Annotated in this window: 16 protein-coding genes and 1 riboswitch; of the genes, 12 read left to right on the plus strand and 4 right to left on the minus strand. The window is 47.1% G+C overall.

Annotation, left to right across the window (positions count from 1 at the left end; translation table 11 throughout):
* Positions 1–34: 34 nt before the first annotated feature.
* The gene (ruvX, locus tag T494_RS0104110; RefSeq protein ID WP_028505206.1) at positions 35–472 is read right to left on the minus strand and encodes a Holliday junction resolvase RuvX; all 438 of its coding nucleotides are present in this window, start codon (positions 470–472) and stop codon (positions 35–37) included.
* Between the two features lie 314 nt (positions 473–786).
* Between ruvX and T494_RS0104115 the strand changes: the two genes are divergently transcribed.
* Genes T494_RS0104115 through pyrF form a run of 8 tightly spaced genes read left to right on the plus strand, consistent with a single transcriptional unit; the run spans position 787 to position 8182 of the window.
* The gene (locus tag T494_RS0104115; RefSeq protein ID WP_028505207.1) at positions 787–1764 is read left to right on the plus strand and encodes a type I phosphomannose isomerase catalytic subunit; all 978 of its coding nucleotides are present in this window, start codon (positions 787–789) and stop codon (positions 1762–1764) included.
* Positions 1751–2068, plus strand: a complete 318-nt coding sequence (locus T494_RS0104120; protein ID WP_028505208.1) for a hypothetical protein — start codon at positions 1751–1753, stop codon at positions 2066–2068. The genes T494_RS0104115 and T494_RS0104120 overlap by 14 nt, the downstream gene beginning before the upstream one ends.
* 29 nt (positions 2069–2097) lie before the next feature.
* Positions 2098–3063 carry an ROK family glucokinase gene (locus T494_RS0104125; RefSeq protein WP_028505209.1) on the plus strand — a complete coding sequence of 322 codons (966 nt, stop codon included), beginning with the start codon at positions 2098–2100 and terminating at the stop codon, positions 3061–3063.
* A gap of 1 nt (position 3064) precedes the next feature.
* Positions 3065–3670 (plus strand): hypothetical protein, encoded by a 606-nt coding sequence (locus tag T494_RS0104130; RefSeq protein ID WP_028505210.1) that lies wholly within the window; start codon positions 3065–3067, stop codon positions 3668–3670.
* Between the two features lie 38 nt (positions 3671–3708).
* Positions 3709–5388 (plus strand): dihydroxy-acid dehydratase, encoded by a 1680-nt coding sequence (gene ilvD / locus T494_RS0104135; RefSeq protein ID WP_028505211.1) that lies wholly within the window; start codon positions 3709–3711, stop codon positions 5386–5388.
* Positions 5389–5413: 25 nt separating this feature from the next.
* Complete coding sequence (locus T494_RS12225) at positions 5414–5935, plus strand: hypothetical protein (protein ID WP_051540046.1); 522 nt, start codon at positions 5414–5416, stop codon at positions 5933–5935.
* 13 nt (positions 5936–5948) lie between these two features.
* Positions 5949–7238 carry a dihydroorotase gene (locus T494_RS0104145; RefSeq protein WP_028505212.1) on the plus strand — a complete coding sequence of 430 codons (1290 nt, stop codon included), beginning with the start codon at positions 5949–5951 and terminating at the stop codon, positions 7236–7238.
* Positions 7239–7240: 2 nt separating this feature from the next.
* Complete coding sequence (gene pyrF, locus T494_RS0104150; protein ID WP_028505213.1) at positions 7241–8182, plus strand: orotidine-5'-phosphate decarboxylase; 942 nt, start codon at positions 7241–7243, stop codon at positions 8180–8182.
* A 128-nt stretch (positions 8183–8310) separates the two neighbouring features.
* Here pyrF and T494_RS0104155 read toward each other — a convergent pair whose 3' ends face one another.
* Complete coding sequence (locus T494_RS0104155; RefSeq protein ID WP_051540049.1) at positions 8311–8577, minus strand: helix-turn-helix transcriptional regulator; 267 nt, start codon at positions 8575–8577, stop codon at positions 8311–8313.
* Positions 8578–8636: 59 nt separating this feature from the next.
* Here T494_RS0104155 and T494_RS13780 point away from each other — a divergent pair, with 59 nt between their 5' ends.
* The 3 genes from T494_RS13780 to T494_RS0104170 all read left to right on the plus strand — a co-directional run bounded on the left by T494_RS13780 (position 8637) and on the right by T494_RS0104170 (position 10917).
* A complete protein-coding gene (locus T494_RS13780) occupies positions 8637–9140 on the plus strand; it encodes an SHOCT domain-containing protein (RefSeq protein WP_155984030.1) in 504 nt (167 codons plus the stop codon).
* Between the two features lie 98 nt (positions 9141–9238).
* Positions 9239–10009, plus strand: a complete 771-nt coding sequence (locus T494_RS0104165) for a dihydroorotate dehydrogenase electron transfer subunit (protein ID WP_028505215.1) — start codon at positions 9239–9241, stop codon at positions 10007–10009.
* The gene (locus tag T494_RS0104170; RefSeq protein WP_028505216.1) at positions 10006–10917 is read left to right on the plus strand and encodes a dihydroorotate dehydrogenase; all 912 of its coding nucleotides are present in this window, start codon (positions 10006–10008) and stop codon (positions 10915–10917) included. Before T494_RS0104165 ends, T494_RS0104170 begins: the two co-directional genes overlap by 4 nt.
* A gap of 68 nt (positions 10918–10985) precedes the next feature.
* Here T494_RS0104170 and T494_RS0104175 read toward each other — a convergent pair whose 3' ends face one another.
* Positions 10986–11291, minus strand: coding sequence for a hypothetical protein (locus T494_RS0104175; protein WP_028505217.1), 306 nt, complete (start codon positions 11289–11291; stop codon positions 10986–10988).
* Positions 11292–11341: 50 nt separating this feature from the next.
* Positions 11342–11467: riboswitch (SAM riboswitch) on the minus strand.
* Between the two features lie 139 nt (positions 11468–11606).
* Here T494_RS0104175 and T494_RS0104180 point away from each other — a divergent pair.
* Positions 11607–12158, plus strand: a complete 552-nt coding sequence (locus T494_RS0104180) for a hypothetical protein (protein ID WP_028505218.1) — start codon at positions 11607–11609, stop codon at positions 12156–12158.
* 70 nt (positions 12159–12228) lie between these two features.
* Here the strand turns inward: T494_RS0104180 and T494_RS0104185 are convergent, their stop codons facing one another.
* Complete coding sequence (locus T494_RS0104185) at positions 12229–14049, minus strand: ABC transporter ATP-binding protein (protein WP_028505219.1); 1821 nt, start codon at positions 14047–14049, stop codon at positions 12229–12231.

Here is a 14049-nt window from a genome sequence, read left to right on the forward strand (position 1 = left end):
TCATGATCGTCCCCGTGCCGTTTCTAATTATTTTTTAATCTGTCTGAGCTGCCCGGGAATTTTTTCTCCTGTATTCCAGATAGCTTTCAAGGATTATGCTGGCTGCCACAGTATCCACAACAGCCTTTCTTGCCTTGCCTCGGACATTGGTGGTGTTGAGAATATTATGCGCCGTAACTGTCGTTGAACGCTCGTCCCACATCTGCACCGGGCAATCCACCAGCTCTCTGAGCAGAGCCGCAAACTCCTCACACTTCTCCGCACGGGGACCCCTTGTACCGTTCATATTTATGGGAAGCCCCACTATGATATGCTGAGCACCTCGTTCTTTCGCCGTGTCCGCAACCTTCTGTGCCAGACGGGCAGGGTCTCTTTCAGTTACAGTTCCCACAGGCGAAGCCAGAAACTCGGAATTATCACTTATTGCAATTCCTGTTCGCACATCACCGTAATCAACGGCAAGTATTTTCATCCTCTTCCCTCCCGATAGTTTATACCATGCCGCAGATTATAACACATCCTGTATGCAAAGTCAAGCAAAAACGTATAAAAAAATCTAAAAAACAACGTTTTGTAACCCACTTTTTGTTGACATAAAGGCATATAATGTGATATACTAATAGTTGATTTAAAAAGGGGCATTGCCCCGTAATTATAGCCAGACCGGGGTAAGCTCATCAGAGTTTCGGTGAGTGATCTTTTCCCTTTGGCGAAAGACTGATATGACCGCCGCCTTTCAGGCAAGGGACATGGGTCGTGGCTGCTAAGTACAAAAGGAGAACATAAATGGCTGTTGTTAAACTCAGCCCATGCTTTAAGGATTATATCTGGGGCGGAACAAGGCTGCGTGATGAATTCGGCAAGCAATGCCATTTTGACACAATAGCCGAGAGCTGGGAGCTTGCCTGTCACAAGGACGGCAGCTGCACTGTTGCAAGCGGCGAATACAATGGGCTGACCCTTGAACAGTATATTGATACCAAAGGTAAACAGATCATGGGTACAAGCTGTGAGAACGATAAGGTGTTCCCGGTGCTTGTGAAACTTATAGATGCTAAAAACGACCTCTCGGTACAGGTACACCCGGATGACGAATATGCCATGCGGACCGAAGGCGAGCCGGGCAAGACCGAGATGTGGTACGTAATAGACTGCCTTGACGGCGCAGAGCTTATCTACGGTTTTAAAGAAAAAGTCACACCACAGCAGTTTGCCGGGATGATAAGGGACAACACCCTGCTTGAATACGTGAACAAGGTCAGGGTGAAAAAGGGAGATGTGTTCTTTATCCCCTCGGGTACTCTCCACGCTATCGGCAAAGGCATACTTGTGGCGGAGATACAGCAGAATTCCAACACCACCTACCGTGTATACGACTATGGCAGGGTGGGAAACGACGGAAAACCCAGAGAGCTTCACATTGACAAAGCCATAGACGTTACGGACACAAAGCCGGTAACAATGTCACCCATGCCCGTGGCTGTGGAATATGAGGGATATTCCTGCACTACTCTTGCGGACTGCAAATATTTCACCGCAGTGAAGTACGATGTTCAGTCAAAGGCGAAGCTTGATATTGACCACAGAAGCTTTGCACACCTGCTGATGATCGACGGTGAGGCAAAGATAGACGAACTTATCGGCAAAAAAGGCGACAGCTTTTTTATAGATGCATCAAGCGGCAGTGTAAGGATAAACGGCAGATGCAGTTTTATTCTCTCACGCAAGCTTCAGAAAGGGATTGATATTTTTGGTGAAAAATAACGGCAAGGAATTCTTTATCACTTTTCTTGCTTCCATAGCTATAAATCTGGGGCTTATGGTGCTTTATTACTATCTTCATGCAAAGCACGGATTTATGCCCGGTCTGGATATTCCCAGATTTACCACGGTAACGGTAGTCTTTACAGCGTTTTTCGCCGGTCTTATATGCTATTTCAGGCACAAGGAAAAAAGCGATGTTCACGGTGCGGTGTTTCTGTGCACTGTGATCGGTCTGTTAGGAGCGTTTATCGGCTCGGTGGGCGGTGCTGTGACTGCGGCAAATCTATTCGGAAAAATAAGCTGAATGAAAATAAATAAAACGGAGGGCTAACAATGAAGTATTACATAGGCATTGATCTGGGTGGAACAAACATCAAGGCAGGAGTGGTAAACGAGAATTACGAGATAATCTCAAAGGCTACCACAAAGACCTTGCTTCCAAGACCTGCGGAGGAGATCTGCGCCGATATGGCAAAGGTATCTCTGGAAGCTATGGAGCAGGCAGGACTTAAACTTGACGATATTCAGTCCGTAGGTATCGGTACACCGGGAACAGCCAACTCGGAAACCGGTATAATCGAGTATTCAAACAACCTGGGATTTTTGAATCTGCCGGTTGTTGAGCTTATGCAAAAGCACATAAACAAGCCTTTCTATGTTGAAAACGACGCCAACGCAGCTGCTTACGGCGAGTTTATCGCAGGCGCAGCAAAGGGCGCAAATGATGCGGTATGCATTACCCTGGGAACAGGTGTAGGCGGCGGAATAATAATCAACGGCAAGATCTATTCCGGCTTTAACTTTGCAGGCGCAGAGATCGGTCACACCGTGGTTGACCCTAACGGTCCGGAATGTACCTGCGGAAGAAAGGGCTGCTTTGAGGTGTTCTCCTCTGCAACCGGTCTTGTGAGAATGACCAAGGAAGCTATGCTTGAGGACAAGGCTTCTATTATGTGGCAGATGAACGAAGAGGACGGAAAGGTATCTGCAAGAACTGCATTCAACGCTATGAGAGCAGGCGACAGAGCAGGTAAGGCTGTTGTTGACAAGTACATAAGATATCTTGCTTGCGGTATCACCAATACAATAAACATCTTCCAGCCGGATATACTTTGCATCGGCGGAGGCGTTTGCAACGAGGGCGACCCGCTGCTGCTTCCTCTTAAAGAGCTGGTTGCTAAAGAGGTATACACTAAGAACTCTGCAAAGAACACGGAGATAGTTATTGCAAAGCTTGGAAACGATGCAGGCATAATCGGCGCTGCGTTCCTTGGACAGGATCATAAGGGAGTAAACTGATATGGGATTTTTCGACAAGGTAAAGGACTTTCTTGATGACGGCAAGATAAACGGCTCTAATGCAAAGCCAAATGAAGAACAGCAGACTGCTGAAAACGCACAGCCCGAACACAGCGGTGCAGCTGAAGCTGCTGCAAAGAATGACCCGTTTGCATCAATGACACCTCAGGAGAGGGAAACACTCAGACGGGCACAGGAAATTGCAGATCAGCAGAAAGCTATCAGAGAGGCTGCAGGCATTAAAGAACCAGAGCGAATGAGCAAGGAAGAAAGAAATGTGATGAAAGACGAGATCGTTGAGCTGCCTTTCAGTATCGATTGCTCTATTATGCCGTATCAGGACACAAACGGCAATAATGTCTGCGTAAAAATGTTCGGTAAGGTAACTGCAAAGGCTTTATATGATCCATCAAACAAGGAGATACTTGCTCTGACCGTTAAATCTGCTCCGCAGCAGGCTTATTTCGACATATTGATGAGACAGCAGGTGCCTGCCGATCAGCTTCAGAACTGTATAATGGAATTGAAACAGAAAATGGCAGATGTCCTGAAGAATGCAAGGGACTTTGAGATACAAAGCATAGATATCACAAGCATAAGCGGTTAAGACAAACACAAATCTTAATATAAAGAAGGTAATTTAAAATGTCAGAATGTAAAGACTGTAAAAACTATTTCTGCGAGGGTGTTGACAAGGCTCCCCAAAGGTCACTGTTCAACGCACTTGGAATGACAAAGGAGGAAATGCAAAGACCTCTGGTTGGTATCGTTTCTTCATACAATGAGATCGTTCCGGGACATATGAACATCGACAAGATAGTTGAAGCTGTAAAACTGGGCGTTGCCATGGCAGGCGGAACCCCTGTGGTCTTCCCCGCTATCGCAGTTTGCGACGGTATCGCTATGGGACACGTGGGAATGAAGTATTCCCTGGTCACCCGTGACCTTATCGCAGATTCCACAGAATGTATGGCACTGGCGCACCACTTTGACGCTCTTGTAATGATACCAAACTGCGACAAGAACGTTCCCGGTCTGCTTATGGCGGCTGCAAGAGTCAATGTCCCAACCATATTCGTTTCGGGAGGACCTATGCTGGCAGGTCATGTCAAAGGCTCAAAGACCTCTCTTTCAAGTATGTTTGAGGCTGTGGGAACTTACGATGCAGGCAAATGCTCCCTTGAAGATGTTGAGGAGTTTGAAAACAAAGCCTGTCCTACCTGTGGTTCATGCTCGGGTATGTACACGGCAAACTCAATGAACTGTCTGACAGAAGTTCTGGGAATGGGTCTTAAAGGAAACGGCACTATCCCTGCAGTCTATTCTGAAAGAATAAAGCTTGCAAAGCACGCAGGAATGCAGGTAATGGAGCTTTACAGAAACAATATCAGACCCCGTGACATAATGACACAGGACGCTTTCAAGAACGCTATTGCCGCTGATATGGCTCTGGGCTGCTCCACAAACTCAATGCTACACCTTCCTGCTATTGCACACGAGTGCGGCATAGAGCTGAATCTGGACATGGTAAACGAAATAAGCGAGAGAACACCTAATATCTGCCACCTTGCTCCTGCAGGTCACGCTTATATGGAGGACCTTAACGAGGCAGGCGGAGTTTATGCGGTGCTTGGTGAGCTGGCAAAGAAAAATCTTATCAACACAGACTGCCTTACCTGCACAGGAAAAACGGTTGGCGAGAATATCAAGGGCTGCGTAAACAAGAATCACGACATAATCAGAGATATTGACGACCCATATATGCCAAACGGCGGTATCGCTGTACTTAAAGGAAATCTTGCCCCCGACACCTGCGTTGTAAAGAGAAGTGCAGTGGCTCCGGAAATGCTCAAGCATGAGGGACCTGCAAGGGTATTTGACAGCGAGGACGAGGCTATTGAGGCTATCAGAGGCGGAAAGATAGTCCCCGGCGACGTTGTGGTCATCAGATACGAAGGACCAAAGGGCGGTCCCGGAATGAGAGAGATGCTCAACCCCACATCGGCTATCTCCGGCATGGGACTTGGCTCCACAGTTGCACTTATCACCGACGGACGTTTCAGCGGTGCAACAAGAGGCGCATCTATCGGTCACGTTTCTCCTGAGGCTGCCCTTGGAGGACCTATCGCCTTTATTCACGAAGGCGACATCATCTCCATAGACATAAATGCCCACAGTATCCAGCTGAAAGTTTCCGACGAGGAGCTTGAGGAAAGAAAGAAGAACTGGGTGCCCAAGGAACCAAAAATCAAGACAGGTTATCTGGCAAGATATGCTTCTCTTGTAACATCAGCCAACAGAGGCGCAGTTCTTGAGACCAAATAAACATAATTATGGGAGGAAAATTGAAATGAAAAAGAAGAGTACTGCAAGAAAGGTTATCTCCAGTATTTTAGGTGTGATTTTTCTTTTGTTGGTTATAGTCGGTATCGTTATAGCAACATACGTTTTCGGCTCGCCTTCAAAAGACGGTGACTCAAGACAGCTTATCATGGGTAACTGGGTAGACATTGACAATCACATAAAGTTTACATTCGGCGAAGACGGCGACTTTAAGATGGTGGATACAGAAGCAGATAAGGTTCTGGGCAAGGGCTATTTCAAAGTCAATGAAGATAAGAAAGTCATCAAGATCCTTCTGCTTCACGGCGATCGTTCCGAAGATATCAATTTCGGTATCAATCTCTGGTACTTCTGCACACTCTCCTATAAAGATCTGAAGTACCCCAATGAGGAAGATGTAAAGAATAACAGAGTTGTTAAAAACGCTTCCTGCACATTCCTTTTCCAGAATGCCGACGGAAAGGTTTATAAATGCGAAAGAGACGAGAATAAGGTCAACTTCTACGGTAAAGAGATCAGCGGCAAGTAAGGAATGATGATCTATGGATATCCTTATAAAAAACGTTCTGGCTGTTGACCCTCAGTGCGGCCTTAACGAGATCACCGATATAGGTATTACAGACGGTAAGATAAGCCTTATAGGCGCAACCGATGAGTCAGCCGAAAGGGTAATTGACGCTAAGGGAAAACTTGCTGCATTGCCGGGTCTGTTTGATATGCACGTTCATTTCCGTGACCCGGGACAAACACATAAGGAAGATATATTCACCGGAGCCGCCGCTGCAAAAGCAGGCGGCTTTACCGGCGTTGCCTGTATGCCGAATACAAAGCCTGTTATCGATAACGCTGAACTTGTAAAATACGTGCTTGACAAGGGGCAGAAAACAGGCATTGACGTGCTTCCCATCGGCTGCGTGACAAAGGGTATGCAAAGCAGGGAGCTTTGTGACTATGACGAACTCAAAGCCGCAGGAGTATGTGCGCTTTCCGACGACGGACGACCTGTGGAAAATGCAGAGCTTATGCGTCAGGCTCTTGAAAAATCTCTTGACAACGGACTTGCGGTGCTTTCACATTGCGAGGATATGAAGATCATCAACGGAGGTATCATCAACAAGGGTGAGGTCTCCCAAAAACTTGGTGTCAAGGGCATGGACAGAGCCAGCGAGGACTCTATAACTGCCCGTGAGATCGCTCTGGCAATGAGCTGCGGCGGTCATATCCACATCTGCCATGTTTCCACAAGGGGATCGGTAAACATCATCAGGGCTGCCAAGAAAGATGGAGTTAATGTGACCTGCGAGACTGCTCCCCACTATTTCACATTTACTGACGAAAAGCTGCTCAGCCGTGATGCCGATTACCGAATGTCTCCCCCTCTGCGCACAGAGGACGACAGACAGGCTGTTGAGGAGGCAGTGCTTGACGGCACCATCGACTGCATCATCACAGACCACGCACCCCACAGCGCAGATGAAAAGGCTGACTTTGAAACTGCACCAAACGGCGTGGTAGGACTTGAAACGTCGCTGGCTGCAACACTTACAAAGCTGTATCACACAGGCAAGTGCGGACTCGACAAGATCGCACAGCTTATGAGCATAAGACCAAGACAGATACTTGGGATACCTACTGCAAAAATCGCAGTCGGCGAGCGGGCTGACCTTGCGATAATCGACCTTGACTATGAGTGGGAGGTCGTTCCCGAGCAGCTCCATTCAAAAAGCAAAAACAGCGTTTTTAAAGGCGAAAGGTTAATGGGCAAAAACCTGTATACTATATGCAAGGGTAAAGTAGTTTTTGAATATCAAAGCAATGCTAAAGGAGAATAAAAATGGGATTTGACAGACTTATTGAAAATATCGTGCGCACCCAGAACCCCTCTGTTGTGGGACTTGACCCGAAGCTTGAATATGTGCCCGAGTATATCAGGCGCAGAAATTTCAAAAAGTACGGCAAAGACTTAAAGGGTGCCGCCAAGGCAATTCTTGAGTTCAACAAGGAGATAATCGACGAGATACACGACATCTGTCCGGCTATCAAGCCACAGGCTGCATACTACGAAATGTACGGTTATCAGGGCGTTAAGACGCTTTACAAAACCATTGAATATGCCCAGAGCAAGGGTATGTTCGTTATGACCGACGGAAAGCGCAACGACATTGGTGCAACGATGCAGGCATATGCCACAGCACACCTGGGACTTACCGATGTTGACGGCGAAAAGATAGCCGCTTTCGGTGCTGATGCGCTGACGGTAAACGGATACCTGGGAACAGACGGTATCGACCCACTTCTTGAACAGTGCAAAGAGTTTGACAAGGGCATTTTCGTGCTGGTAAAGACCTCTAATAAATCCTCCGGTGAGCTTCAGGATTTGATGATCGGCAACAAGAGCGTTTACGCCACAATGGGGGCAATGTGCGAAAGGTGGGGACGTGACAATATAGGCAAATACGGCTACTCCGCAGTCGGTGCAGTCGTGGGTGCCACCTACCCCGAGCAGCTTGCTGAAATGAGGGCTGCATTGCCCCACACATTCTTCCTTGTTCCCGGCTACGGTGCACAGGGCGGCGGCGCAGAGGGCGTTGCAAAGGCATTTGACGAGAACGGTCTGGGTGCGATAGTCAATTCCTCCAGAGGTGTTATGTGCGCCTACAAGAAGGAAGAGGACTGCGACGAAAAGGACTTTGCAAAGGCTGCACGCCGTGAGGTCATCAGAATGAAAGAGGACATCACCTCCCACATTCCGCCGATAAAGGCAGTTGAAAAGTAAAAGCGTTAAGACAAATACCCTGCCTATAATTTATGCCCGAAGGGGTTTGGGGGCGATTGGAAAGCCCCCAACAATTATTGTGTAAGCATGATAATAACCGCTTATGTTTAATCTCAAACGTAAGCGGTTTACTTTTTTGGATATGGCTTTTTGGTATTTGTGCGCCCGATAAGGTAATCAACGCTTGTGCCGTAAATATCGGCTATCTGCGAGAGGATCTCCGTGGGGATACCCCTAACACCTGTTTCATAATTTGAGTATGCTCTGCGGGATATATAAAGCTTATCTGCAATCTGTTGCTGCGTCATATCACTATCTTCACGCAAATTCCTAATTCGTTCATATTGCACAAATATCACCTCAAAAATATTATACCACGGAACATTTTGAGCCATTGACTAATGGAACATTTTGTGCCATAATAATAATATAGAAAAATTTGGAGGTGGTCGTTGTGAATGATGATACTATATTATATTGGTTTTTAGGTATACTTATTTGGGGATTAATATGGGGTGTCGTCACGAGATCAGTTAGTTCAAGCAAAGGTTATAACGATGGTTTTGCATGGGGATTCTTTCTTGGTATAATTGGATTGATCGTTGTTGCTTGCAGACCTGATAATCGTTCAAATTATAGTTATCGAGCTAGCACAATTGTTTGTATCGCCTGCGGTGCAACTAACAGTTCATCATCATTTCATTGTCAAAACTGCGGTGCAAAGCTTGCTCCAGCAACTCTTGCACAAAATACAGGTAAAGAAGGACAATGGAGGTGTAAATGCGGTGCACAGAACTATTCTTATGAAACAACATGTCATCGCTGTGGAGAAAAAAAGTCGGAAGCATCTTCAAAGTCAATGACTGAGCAACTTGAAGAACTGAAAAAACTGCAAGAACAGGGTCTGATAACCCAAGATGACTATAACACCAAGAAAAAACAATTGCTCAATATATAAGTTCACAAGCCCTCACGACGAGGGCTTTTTTGTGCCTTATTGACAGTATGGTCAAAATAAGATATAATTATTACAATATAGTATTCGGAGGTACAAAAATGTATAAACAGGGTAAGTTTATTATTGCCGACAAAAAGGCGATCGCCAATGGCATTTTTGATATGACTGTGCTTTGCCCCGAGATCGCCGCTGTTACCCAGCCGGGACAGTTCGCTCAGGTGGCTGCGGAGGGATTTTTCCTGCGCAGACCTATCTCCATATGCGAGGTGGACAAGGACAAGGGAACTATACGCCTTGTGTTCGAGGTAAGAGGTCAGGGAACAGACAAGATATCCCAGCTTGCAAAAGGCTCGCTTGTGGACATTATCGCTCCCCTTGGCAAGGGCTTTACGGTGCTTGAAAAAGGCAAAAAGGCTATCTGCATCGGCGGAGGTATCGGCACTCCACCCATGGTGGAAATTGCAAAACAGTACGATAACAATGCCACCGTGATAAGCGGTTTTCGCAGCGCCAATGCGGTCATCTTGCAGGACGACTTTATGGCAAACGGCAACAAAACTATCCTGTGCACCGACGACGGGACAGCAGGAATGAAAGGCTTTGTTACCGATGCGCTCAGACAGGAGCTTGCAAAGGAAAAGCCGGATATCATTTACGCCTGCGGACCTATGATGATGCTCAAAAGCGTGACACAGATCGCTGCCGAAAACGGTATTTACTGCGAGGTATCCCTCGAACAGAGAATGGCGTGCGGCGTGGGTGCGTGCCTTGTCTGCGTTTGCAGAACAGTAAAAAACGGCGAGGAGTTCAACTCTCACGTCTGCAAGGACGGTCCTGTATTTGACAGCAAGGAGGTGGTTTTTGAATGAGCAGACTTAATATCGACTTCTGCGGAGTACAGTTCAAAAACCCCGTTATCCCTGCAAGCGGAACCTTCGGCTATGGCAGGGAGTATGAGCAGTTCTACCCCCTTTCAAGACTTGGCGGAATTTCCGTCAAAGGCACAACGCTCAACAGGCGTGAGGGCAACCCCGGACCGAGAGTTGCAGAGACACCCAGCGGTATGCTTAACTCGGTCGGTCTGCAAAACGGCGGCGTTAAAAAGTTTCTTGAATATGAAATGCCAAATCTTTTGACTAAGGACACACGCATTATCGCAAACATTGCAGGTGCCACAGTTGAGGAGTGTGTCGAGCTTGCGGCTATGCTTGAGGGCAGCGCAGTTGACCTTATCGAGCTGAATATTTCCTGCCCCAACGTAAAGGCAGGCGGCGCAGCTTTCGGAACCGACTGCAATATTGCAGGTCAGGTAACAAGGGCAGTGAAAGATGCCACCAGCAAGCCCCTTATGGTCAAGCTTTCCCCAAACGTTACAAGCATAACCGACATCGCAAAGAGTGTTGAGGCAAACGGCGCAGACGCAGTTTCTCTTATAAACACCCTGCTTGGTATGCGAATCGACATAAAAACAGGCAGACCCGTACTCAAAAATAATGTGGGCGGTCTTTCGGGACCTGCGGTGTTCCCTGTTGCCGTGAGAATGGTGTGGCAGGTAGCAAATGCCGTAAAGATACCTGTTATGGGAATGGGCGGCGTTGCCTCGTGGCAGGACGCTGTGGAGATAATGATGGCAGGTGCAAGCGCTGTCCAGGTGGGCGCAGCCATTTTCAACGATCCCTACGCTCCCGTAAAGATCATCGACGGACTGGAGCAATACTGCATTGATAACAATATCGACAACATCTCACAGATAGTCGGCACGGTAAAGCCGTGGTAATGTCCAAAATTTTGTACTGATATACAAAAGCACATATGTACAGAAAATTGTACATATGTGCTTTTCTTTTAAATCAGATAATCGTCATCACCGCCGATGAATTTCGCATAGCCGACACGGTGAACGTTCTCACCGCCGCTGTGAAACGCCGTATGGCTGACCATACCGCAGAAAGCGAGCTTTTTGCCGTCAAGCAGTGAAACAATATCCCACGGCTCACCGAGATGCTCTGTCGGCAGGCTCTCACCAAAGCGAAAGCCCTCACGCTCCGCTTCGGCGAGAAAATCATCATACTCACCCTGGCTGTGAAAGCTCAGGTAGATGTGCCCCTCGTACTTGTTTCGCAGATTTTCAAGTGTTCTTTTGTCGTTCATAGCAATACCTCCAAAATAATATTTACACAGGTGCAAAGAGGCAAAAAAAGAACCCATCGTCACCGACAGGAACACATGAAAATATGTTACCTATCGGTCAAGCATTAGCACCTTACCCTCACGGGCAGGTTGCTGTGCGGTCGAAGGGCTTGTCCCTCACGCACTCTGTATAGGTGTCTTCCGACATCTTTATAATAGCAGAAAACTTCGTCCCTGTCAAGAGCTAACTGTCCAAAAAAACGGGCTGACAAATCATAAATAATGTGTTATAATAAAAGGGAAGAAAAAGAACAGTTCCGCTCAGGAGGTGTTGTTATGGATAATAAGTCGCCGAAGGACAGAAACCTGTTTCAAAAGAATATGTACGATGTTGTAAGATACAGGACCCTTTTTGATAACAAAACACCCGATGATATGCAGGCTGAAAGGGTCGAGAGAAGGCTTGACAAGATGCAGGCTGAAAAAGACAAAGCCGAGTATGAGAAAAAGCAGGCTGAGCTTAGCAAGGACAAAGAGATCACTATGGGGCAGATCATATTTAAGTTCGCTGTTATCTTCATTGCACTTCTTGGTTTTATTCTCATCATCTCAGCGATCGCCAAGGGCGCAGAGGAAACGGAGAGCCACACCACTTATCCCTCGACCTATAAGTACCATACCTCAGCCCGCACAACAACATACACGACAACGACAACAGCTCAGACCACGACACGCAAAAAGACGACCACCCGCAAAAAGACGACTACCAAAAAGGACAAATACAACGCCGGCGATTACAAAGACCCCGAGGATTTCTACGAGGATAATTACGATGACTTCTGGGACTACGAGGACGCCGAGGACTATTACAGGGAACACAACAAATAAAAGCAAAAGCGTATATGTACATTTATTTGTACACATACGCTTTTTGTTATTTGTTCGAAATTTTGTACAGTTAAGCTGTCTGGTCGAACTGCGAATTGTAAAGCTCGCTGTAGAATCCACCGAGAGCCATAAGCTCATCGTGGCTTCCCTGCTCGACTATATCGCCGTCACGCATTACCAGTATCACGTCTGCATCTCTGATAGTTGAAAGTCTGTGAGCGATGATAAAGCTGGTCCTGCCCTTCATAAGATTATCCATAGCCTTCTGTATGCGTATCTCTGTTCTTGTATCCACAGAAGATGTTGCCTCGTCAAGAATCAGGATCTTGTTGTTGGCAAGGATAGCCCTTGCAATGGTAAGCAGCTGCTTTTGTCCCTGGGAAACATTTGATGCTTCCTCGTTGAGCACCATATTGTAGCCGCCCGGCAGCGTCTCAATGAACCTGTGAACGTGTGCTGCCTTGGCTGCGGCGATAACTTCCTCGTCGGTAGCATCAAGCCTGCCGTAACGGATATTGTCCATTATTGTGCCGTTAAACAGCCAGGTGTCCTGCAATACCATTCCGAAAGCCTCACGCAGCTCAGAACGGTCAAAGGAATTTATGTCATGTCCGTCTATCTTTATGCTGCCGCCGTTAAGGTCGTAAAAGCGCATCAGCAGCTTGACCAGGGTGGTCTTGCCTGCGCCCGTAGGTCCGACTATTGCGATCTTCTGACCATTCTTAACATCGGCAGAGAAATCGTGTATAATGATCTTTTCCGGGTCATATCCGAACTTGACATGGTCAAAAGTTACGTTTGCCATAACATCGCCAATAGCAACAGGAGCGTGATTTTCAGCCTTCTGAGGCTCCTCCTCTTCCTCAAGGAACTCGAAAACTCTTTCGGCTGCCGCAGCGGCAGACTGTACCATTGAGGATACCTGTGCCATCTGGGATATGGGCTGGGTGAAGTTTTTGACATACTGTATAAACGCCTGGATATCGCCCACCGTCATTGTGCCGTTCATAGCCTTTACAGCTCCCAGCACTGCAACCGCAACGTATCCCAGGTTGCCCACGAACATCATTACAGGCATCATCATTCCCGAGAAGAACTGGGAGCGCCATGCGGACTTGTAAAGCACCTCATTGGCTTTGTCAAACTCCTTAACGCTGGCATCTTCACGGTTAAACGCCTTGACAACCATGTGTCCGCCATATATTTCCTCCACCTGACCGTTTACATGACCAAGGTATTCCTGCTGCTGCTTAAAGTATTTCTGGGAGTGTTTCATAACAACTCCCATAATTATTCCGGAAACAGGCAGGATAGCTATTGCCACAAGGGTAAGGGTAGGCGAGATCGTAAGCATCATTATCAGCACACCGATTATGGTGGTGACAGAGGTTATAAGCTGAGTCACAGACTGGTTAAGGGACATACCCAGCGTGTCAACGTCGTTGGTAACTCTTGAAAGCACCTCGCCGTTGGTCTTTCTGTCAAAGTAATTCATTGGCAGACGGTTGATCTTTGCAGCAATATCCTTCCTCAGACGGTAGGATACATTCTGGGAAACGTTTGCCATAATAAGCCCCTGTAAGAGCTGCATAACAGCGGAAATAACATAAAGCCCAAGGAGTATGACAAGTATGGTGCCTATTTTCTGAAAATCTATGCCGCCTACGCCCTGTATCTTTTTAGTAAGACCTTCAAAGAGGGCATCTGTGGCTTTTGCGAGCACCTTTGGTCCAACTATGGAGAACACGGTGCTGCCCACAGCAAAAATGAACACGAAGAAGATTCCCAGCTTATACTTTGCAATGTACTTTATAAGCTTGCCCATGGACTTTTTAAAGTCCTTTGGTTTTTCGGTGACTACACCCGGAGGTCCGTGTCTGCGTGCTGCCAT

Source organism: Ruminococcus sp. FC2018, assembly GCF_000621805.1.
Lineage (GTDB): Bacteria > Bacillota > Clostridia > Oscillospirales > Ruminococcaceae > Hominimerdicola.

Excerpts from the sequence above, each read along its gene's own strand:
- ruvX (WP_028505206.1), bottom strand. The coding sequence starts at position 472 with ATGAAAATACTTGCCGTTGATTACGGTGATGTGCGAACAGGAATTGCA.
- T494_RS0104115 (WP_028505207.1), top strand. The coding sequence starts at position 787 with ATGGCTGTTGTTAAACTCAGCCCATGCTTTAAGGATTATATCTGGGGC.
- T494_RS0104125 (WP_028505209.1), top strand. The coding sequence starts at position 2,098 with ATGAAGTATTACATAGGCATTGATCTGGGTGGAACAAACATCAAGGCA.
- T494_RS0104130 (WP_028505210.1), top strand. The coding sequence starts at position 3,065 with ATGGGATTTTTCGACAAGGTAAAGGACTTTCTTGATGACGGCAAGATA.
- ilvD (WP_028505211.1), top strand. The coding sequence starts at position 3,709 with ATGTCAGAATGTAAAGACTGTAAAAACTATTTCTGCGAGGGTGTTGAC.
- T494_RS12225 (WP_051540046.1), top strand. The coding sequence starts at position 5,414 with ATGAAAAAGAAGAGTACTGCAAGAAAGGTTATCTCCAGTATTTTAGGT.
- T494_RS0104145 (WP_028505212.1), top strand. The coding sequence starts at position 5,949 with ATGGATATCCTTATAAAAAACGTTCTGGCTGTTGACCCTCAGTGCGGC.
- pyrF (WP_028505213.1), top strand. The coding sequence starts at position 7,241 with ATGGGATTTGACAGACTTATTGAAAATATCGTGCGCACCCAGAACCCC.
- T494_RS0104155 (WP_051540049.1), bottom strand. The coding sequence starts at position 8,577 with ATGGCTCAAAATGTTCCGTGGTATAATATTTTTGAGGTGATATTTGTG.
- T494_RS0104165 (WP_028505215.1), top strand. The coding sequence starts at position 9,239 with ATGTATAAACAGGGTAAGTTTATTATTGCCGACAAAAAGGCGATCGCC.
- T494_RS0104170 (WP_028505216.1), top strand. The coding sequence starts at position 10,006 with ATGAGCAGACTTAATATCGACTTCTGCGGAGTACAGTTCAAAAACCCC.
- T494_RS0104175 (WP_028505217.1), bottom strand. The coding sequence starts at position 11,291 with ATGAACGACAAAAGAACACTTGAAAATCTGCGAAACAAGTACGAGGGG.
- T494_RS0104180 (WP_028505218.1), top strand. The coding sequence starts at position 11,607 with ATGGATAATAAGTCGCCGAAGGACAGAAACCTGTTTCAAAAGAATATG.
- T494_RS0104185 (WP_028505219.1), bottom strand. The coding sequence starts at position 14,049 with ATGGCAGCACGCAGACACGGACCTCCGGGTGTAGTCACCGAAAAACCA.